Consider the following 6,154-nt stretch of genomic DNA (forward strand, 5'->3'; position numbering starts at 1 on the left):
GCCGGGTTGAGGCCGGCGGCGCCGGCGGCACGGTCCGGTCCCCAGCCCACCGCCACGCCCCAGCGCGCGAAGTCCGCGAACGCGCGCGAGACCAGCATGCGGATATTGGCCGCGTCGGGAAAGCGCGCCTGCAACTGCGCGGCGGTCAGCGCGCCGCCGCGGCGCGCGGCCAGGCAGGCCGCCGCCAGCAGCCACAGGCTCTGGTGGCGCGCGGGCTGGCCGCCCACGCGGTACGGGGCGGACAGCTCGATGGCGAGGACGGTCTGGCGCATGCGGTCGGCGGGAAGCTGGGGACGGGTTTGAAAGCGGGCCGGGAAACGAGCCCGAATGATGCCACGCGAGGGTGCCACGCGAGGCATCGCGGCGGGCGCCATGTTACGCAGGTTACAGCGCGCGGCCTTGGCGCCGGCGCGCCGTCCTCCTATGCTGCGCTTCGTACCCCGGGCCCGGGCGTCATCCCCGACAAGAACACGACACCACGGAGAACATCTTGAAGCGATTCGCAATCCTCGCCGCGCTGGGCGCGGCGCTGGCCATGCCCGCGGCCCGGGCGGACGTGCTGTGCACCGTGATGGCCGACGCCGCCACCGGCAGGCTGCTGACGCAGGAAGGCGACTGCGGCACGCGCGTCACGCCGGCATCCACCTTCAAGCTGCCCATCAGCCTGATGGGGTTCGACGCGGGCCTGCTGGTCGACGCGCACGCCCCGGCCATGCCCTACCGCGCCGAATACGGCGACCGCAATCCCGCGCGCCGGGTCACGACCGATCCCGCGAGCTGGATGAAGAACTCCATCGTCTGGTATTCGCAGCAGGTCACGCGCCAGCTTGGCGAGACCCGCTTCCGGCGCTATGTCGACGCCTTCCAGTACGGCAACCGCGACGTCACCGGCAACCCGGGCCGGCATGACGGCCTGACCCATGCGTGGCTCGGCGCCTCGCTGCGGATTTCCCCGCTGGAGCAGGTCGCCTTCCTGCGCAAGGTGGTCCGGCGCGAACTGCCGGTCAGCGCGCGGGCGTACGACATGACCAGCCGCATCAGCGCGCTCGGCACGCTCGCCAACGGCTGGGCCGTGCACGGCAAGACCGGCACCGGCGCTCCGCGGCTGGCCGACGGCGGCGAGGACTGGGACCACGCCTATGGATGGTTCGTCGGCTGGGCGGAGAAGGATGGCCGCGGCGTGGTCTTCGCCCGCCTGATCCAGGACGCGAAGAAAGAGGCGGAGTATGCCGGCCCGCGCGCCCGGGCGGCCTTCATGAAGGAGCTGCCGGGCCGGCTCGACGCCGTCGCCGCGCTGCCGTAAAAGGCCGCCGCGCTCGACGCCGGCCCGTCTACCGCCCCAGCTGCCCCAGCACCATGCCGACCTCGGCCAGGCTGTTGTCGATCAGCCGTCCCATGTACGAGCTCATCTGCGGCATCACCAGCGCCATCATCAGGAAGCCGCCGGCCAGCGTGACCGGGAAGCCGACCGCGAAGATCGACAACTGCGGCGAGGCGCGGTTGAGGATGCCCATCGCCAGGTTGAGCGTGAGCAGCGCGGCGATCAGCGGCAGCGCCAGCAGCATGCCCGACGAGAACACGCTGGCGCCGGCCGCCGCCACCGCCGACCAGCCCTCGCCCGAGAGCGGCTGGGATGAGATCGGCAGGGTGGCGAAGCTGTCGGCGAGCGTGGCCAGCAGCATCAGGTGGCCGTCCATCGCCAGGAACATCAGGGTGGCGACCACGTTGAGGAAGCGGCCCAGCACCATCGTCTGGCCGCCCGAGGAGCGGTCGTAGAACGAGGCGAACGACAGGCCCATCTGCAGGCCGATGGTCTCGCCGGCGTACTGCACGGCGGCGAAGGCCAGCCGCATGGTGAAGCCCACCGCGAGGCCGATGCCGACCTCGTTGAGGATGATGAGGAAGCCTTCGAAGGAATACACCGGCGCCAGCGGCAGCTTGTCGATGGTGGGCGAGACGATCATCGCGATCAACGCGGCCAGGGCGACCTTGGCGCGGCGCGGGATGGTGGACTCGCCGAACAGGGGCGCCGTGCTGAGCAGCGCCAGCAGCCGGAACAGCGGCCACAGGAACGCGGCGATCCAGGCGTAGAGCTGGGCGGAGGTGACGGACAGCACGGCGGGCGCGGTGTGAGGGCAGCGCGGGCGCTACGCCCGCATCAGTGCACCAGGGCGGGAATGCCCTGGAAGACTTCGCGCATGTAGTCGACGAAGGTGTTGATCATCCACGGGCCGGCCAGCACCATCGTGGCGAACAGGGCCAGCAGCTTGGGGATGAACGACAGCGTCATTTCGTTGATCTGGGTGGCGGCCTGGAACAGGCTGACCACCAGGCCGGCTACCAGCGCCACCAGCAGCAGCGGCGCTGCCAGCATCAGGGTCATCTTCATCGCCTGGGTGGCGATGCTCATTACGGTTTCCGGCGTCATGATGGAGCGGTCTCGGTGGGGACGCGGCGGGCGCGCCCCGTGTTCAGTTCAGGAAACTCTGCGCCAGCGAACCCAGCAGCAGTTGCCAGCCGTCCACCAGCACGAACAGCATCAGCTTGAACGGCAGCGAGATGGTGGCCGGCGGCACCATCATCATGCCCATCGCCATCAGCACGCTGGCGACCACCAGGTCGATGATGAGGAACGGGATGAAGACGGTGAAGCCGATCTGGAACGCGGTCTTGAGCTCGCTGGTGACGAAGGCCGGCACCAGGATGCGCATCTGCACGTCCTCCGGGCCCTGCATCTCGGGCGCCTTGGCCATCTGCGCGAACAGCGCCAGGTCCTTCTCGCGGGTCTGCTTGAGCATGAAGGCCTTGAGCGGCACGGCGGCCTTCTCGGCGGCGTCCTCCAGGCTGATCTTGTTCTCGCTCAGCGGCTTGTAGGCGTCGGTGTAGACGCGGTCGAACACCGGCGACATGACGAAGAAGGTCAGGAACAGCGACAGCCCCACCAGCACCTGGTTGGGCGGCGAGGTGGCGGTGCCGAGCGCGTTGCGCAGCAGGCCCAGCACGATGATGATGCGGGTGAAGCCGGTCATCATCAGCATGGCCGCCGGCAGGAACGACAGCGAGGTCAACAGGACCAGCGTCTGGACCGACAGCGACCAGGTCTGGCTGCCGCCGGGGCCGGCCCGGCTGGTCAGCCCGGGCAGCGCCTGGGCCTGCGCCAGGGCGGGCAGCAGCACCAGCGCCAGGCAGGCGGCGGCCAGCGCGGCGGCGAAGGCCAGCCGCGAGGGCTGGCCGGCGCAGGCGCGCAGAGCCTGCAGGCGGCCTCGCAGCCGCTGCTGGAAAACGCGCCGCGAGGCGCCGGGCAGGAAATTCATGACTTCAGGTTGTGTTGCATGGCGCGCAGCAGCTTCTGGCCGAAGCTGCCGCTGCCCGCCGGATTGGCCGGGCCGCCGCGCTCCGGGTCCGGAGACTGGCCCGGCGCCCGCGCGGCCTGCGCGGGCAGGGTATGGAGCGTGCGGATCTCGCCGGCGCTGACGCCCAGCACCAGGCAGGTGTCGCCCACCTCCACCATCACCAGGCGCTGGCGCGGGCCGAGCGCGGTGCTGCCGACCACCTTCATGGCGCCGCCCTGGCCGTGGCGGACCAGGCCGGCGCGGCGCGCCAGCCAGGCCAGCAGCAGGATCAGGGCGATGACGGCGAACAGGCCGAGGCCGGCCTGGGCCATGCTGGCCGCGCCGCTGGGGCCGACGTGGCCCGCGGCGGCGCCGGCACCGGCCGCGATGCCGGCCGCGGGGGGATTGCCGGCGGCGGCGCTGGCTTGCGCCGCCGCCGGCGCAGCCTGCGCCAGCGCCAGGCCGGCGACGAGTCCGGCGGTGGCCATCCGGCGCAGGCTGGCGATCATCTGTTGAGCTTCCGGATGCGTTCGGACGGCGTGATGATGTCGGTCAGGCGGATGCCGAACTTGTCGTTGACCACCACCACTTCGCCCTGGGCGATCAGGTAGCCGTTGACCAGCACGTCCATCGGCTCGCCGGCCAGGCCGTCGAGTTCCACCACCGAACCCTGCGCGAGCTGCAGCAGGGTCTTGATGGGCACCTTGGTGCGGCCGAGCTCCACCGTGAGCTGCACGGGGATGTCGAGAATCATCTCGATATCGTTGTGGAAGCCGCTCGGCACCTCCTTTTCCAGCGGCTGGAAGACCTTGGAGGCGGCCGGCGTCGCGGCTGCGGTGGCGGCTGCGACTGCCGGTGCCGGCGCGGCAGCAGCGGCGAGATCCTCGGCGCTGGTCTGCTCGGCCAGGGCGCTGGCCCAGTCGTCCATCGGGTCGGCCGGCTTGTCGTCTTTGCCGTCAGTCATGGTCGGTTTCCTTGTTGGAATCGCTTTCTTGGTGATTGATCATCCGTTCTACCCGCAGCGCGTACTGGCCGTTCATGGTGCCGAAGCCGCACTGCATCACGGGCACGCCATCGACCTTGCCGAACACCTGCTCGGGCAGCTCGATGGGGAGTACATCGCCGGCGCGCAGCGACAGCACTTCGGCCACGGTGCTTTCCAGGTGGGCGAATTCGGCCACCAGTTCCACCTCGGCCGAGCGGATCTGCTGCGACAGCTGGGAAATCCAGCGCTTGTCCACTTCGACCTCGTCCTGCAGCGGGTTCATCAGCAGGTCGCGCACGGGCTCGATCATCGAGTACGGGAAGCAGACGTGAAGCTGGCCGCCCACGGCGCCCAGTTCGATATGGAATGCGGTCGTCACCACCACCTCGCTGAGCATGGCGATGTTGGCGAACTTGGTGTGCATCTCCGAGCGGACGTATTCCAGCTCGATCGGGTGCACCGCGTGCCAGGCGTTGCCGTAGCTGTTGAGCGCCAGGTCCAGCAGGCGCCGGATGATGCGCTGCTCGGTCTGGGTGAAGTCGCGCCCCTCGACGCGGGTGTGGAAGCGCCCGTCGCCGCCGAACAGGTTGTCGACCACCAGGAACACCAGGTTGGGGTCGAACACGAACAGCGCCGTGCCGCGCAGCGGCTTGAGGTGCACCAGGTTCAGGTTGGTCGGCACCGGCAGGTTGCGCACGAAGTCGCCGTACTTCTCGATGCGGATCGAGCCGACCGAGATGTCGGCGCCGCGGCGGATGAAGTTGAACAGCGCGGTGCGCAGCTGGCGGGCGAAACGCTCGTTGATGATCTCGAGCGTGTGCAGCCGGCCGCGCACGATGCGCTCCTGCGTGGCCAGGTTGTACGGGCGCACGCCGTCCTCGGAGACCGGCGCGGAAACCTCGGGCAGGTCGGCTTCGCCCGACACGCCTTTCAGCAATTCGTCTACTTCGTCCTGCGAGAGGAACTTGTCGTAGGCCATCTAGTGTCCTGCCCCGTGAGTGCCGTGATGAATGAAAGCGACCATGTGCCGATCAGCCCGCGCGCTGGCGTTGGCGCGCGTGCTGTTGTACGGGCAAGGCAGGCAGGGACGGATTCATGTCGGATTTGCTGGTGGGGCAGGGCACGTGCTTACTGCACCACGAAGGATGTGAATAGGACGTCCACGACCTGCTGAGCCGGCAGGTTGGGCGCGAACGGCTGGTTGACGGCGCGCTGGATTTCCTGCGCCAGGCGGCGCTTGCCTTCCACCGTCGCCAGGTCGGGCGGCTGCTTGGCCGACAGCAGCAGCAGGATCCGGCTACGGACTTCCGGCAGGTACTCGGTGATGCGCGTCTGATCCTTCGCGTCCGCCACCTTCAGCGACAGACCGGTGTGCAGGAAACGGTCGCCGTCTTCGCTCTTGAGATTGACGGTGAACGGCTCCAGCGGCACGAAGATCGGCGGCGGCACGACCGGAGCCGCCGGCACCGGCGGCTGGCGGTTGCTCAGGATGTTGCCCAGAAAAAAGCCCCCGGCACCCAGCGCCGCGACGATCACGACGCCGAGAACCAGCAGCAGTCGCCCGCGCTTGCTCTTGTTGCCGTCAGCCTGGGAAGAAGTGAGCGTAGTCGCCATGAGATGCCTGTATCGGAATGCCCTGCCATTCTTGGGTGAAGACAGGGCAAGCAAAGGGCCGAAAAAAAGGGTGAAACCCGCTCAGCTTGGCCATTTGAGCCAAGCGGGTGCGTCATCCGGATGATGCGGATGGTCTTACTGGGGGTTAACGAATGGCGTGCACGGAACTTGAGCCGGAATTGCGCCCGCGATGGGCCGGACGCCCGCCGCAGACCCGCGCCCC

8 protein-coding genes and 1 pseudogene are annotated in these 6,154 nt (G+C 69.0%); 1 reads left to right on the forward strand and 8 read right to left on the reverse strand.

Annotated elements, in window-relative coordinates; genetic code table 11:
- Positions 1 to 272, reverse strand: a pseudogene (locus K206_RS37745) (hypothetical protein); the annotation flags it as partial.
- 263 nt (positions 273 to 535) lie between these two features.
- On the opposite strand from K206_RS37745, the gene blaOXA reads away from it, so the two are divergent.
- Positions 536 to 1,303 carry a class D beta-lactamase gene (blaOXA, locus tag K206_RS0107645; RefSeq protein WP_052165812.1) on the forward strand — a complete coding sequence of 256 codons (768 nt, stop codon included), beginning with the start codon at positions 536 to 538 and terminating at the stop codon, positions 1,301 to 1,303.
- Between the two features lie 28 nt (positions 1,304 to 1,331).
- On the opposite strand, the gene fliR is transcribed toward blaOXA, so the two are convergent.
- The 7 genes from fliR to fliL form a co-directional block, all read right to left on the reverse strand.
- Positions 1,332 to 2,117 (reverse strand): flagellar biosynthetic protein FliR, encoded by a 786-nt coding sequence (gene fliR, locus K206_RS0107650; protein ID WP_020201825.1) that lies wholly within the window; start codon positions 2,115 to 2,117, stop codon positions 1,332 to 1,334.
- A gap of 41 nt (positions 2,118 to 2,158) precedes the next feature.
- Complete coding sequence (gene fliQ / locus K206_RS0107655) at positions 2,159 to 2,428, reverse strand: flagellar biosynthesis protein FliQ (protein WP_029043347.1); 270 nt, start codon at positions 2,426 to 2,428, stop codon at positions 2,159 to 2,161.
- A 43-nt stretch (positions 2,429 to 2,471) separates the two neighbouring features.
- Positions 2,472 to 3,314 (reverse strand): flagellar type III secretion system pore protein FliP, encoded by an 843-nt coding sequence (gene fliP, locus K206_RS0107660; protein WP_020201827.1) that lies wholly within the window; start codon positions 3,312 to 3,314, stop codon positions 2,472 to 2,474.
- The gene (fliO, locus tag K206_RS0107665; RefSeq protein WP_020201828.1) at positions 3,311 to 3,841 is read right to left on the reverse strand and encodes a flagellar biosynthetic protein FliO; all 531 of its coding nucleotides are present in this window, start codon (positions 3,839 to 3,841) and stop codon (positions 3,311 to 3,313) included. Before fliO ends, fliP begins: the two co-directional genes overlap by 4 nt.
- Positions 3,838 to 4,296 carry a flagellar motor switch protein FliN gene (fliN, locus tag K206_RS0107670; RefSeq protein ID WP_020201829.1) on the reverse strand — a complete coding sequence of 153 codons (459 nt, stop codon included), beginning with the start codon at positions 4,294 to 4,296 and terminating at the stop codon, positions 3,838 to 3,840. The genes fliO and fliN overlap by 4 nt, the downstream gene beginning before the upstream one ends.
- On the reverse strand, positions 4,289 to 5,296 hold the full coding sequence (gene fliM / locus K206_RS0107675; RefSeq protein ID WP_020201830.1) for a flagellar motor switch protein FliM: 1,008 nt from the start codon (positions 5,294 to 5,296) through the stop codon (positions 4,289 to 4,291). The genes fliN and fliM overlap by 8 nt, the downstream gene beginning before the upstream one ends.
- Positions 5,297 to 5,445: 149 nt before the next feature.
- Entirely contained in the window at positions 5,446 to 5,931 is a 486-nt protein-coding gene (gene fliL / locus K206_RS0107680) for a flagellar basal body-associated protein FliL (protein ID WP_020201831.1), read from the reverse strand.
- Positions 5,932 to 6,154 lie beyond the last annotated feature (223 nt).

The sequence above is a fragment of the Cupriavidus sp. WS genome (genome assembly GCF_000395345.1).
In the GTDB taxonomy this organism is placed as follows: Bacteria; Pseudomonadota; Gammaproteobacteria; order Burkholderiales; family Burkholderiaceae; genus Cupriavidus; species Cupriavidus basilensis_B.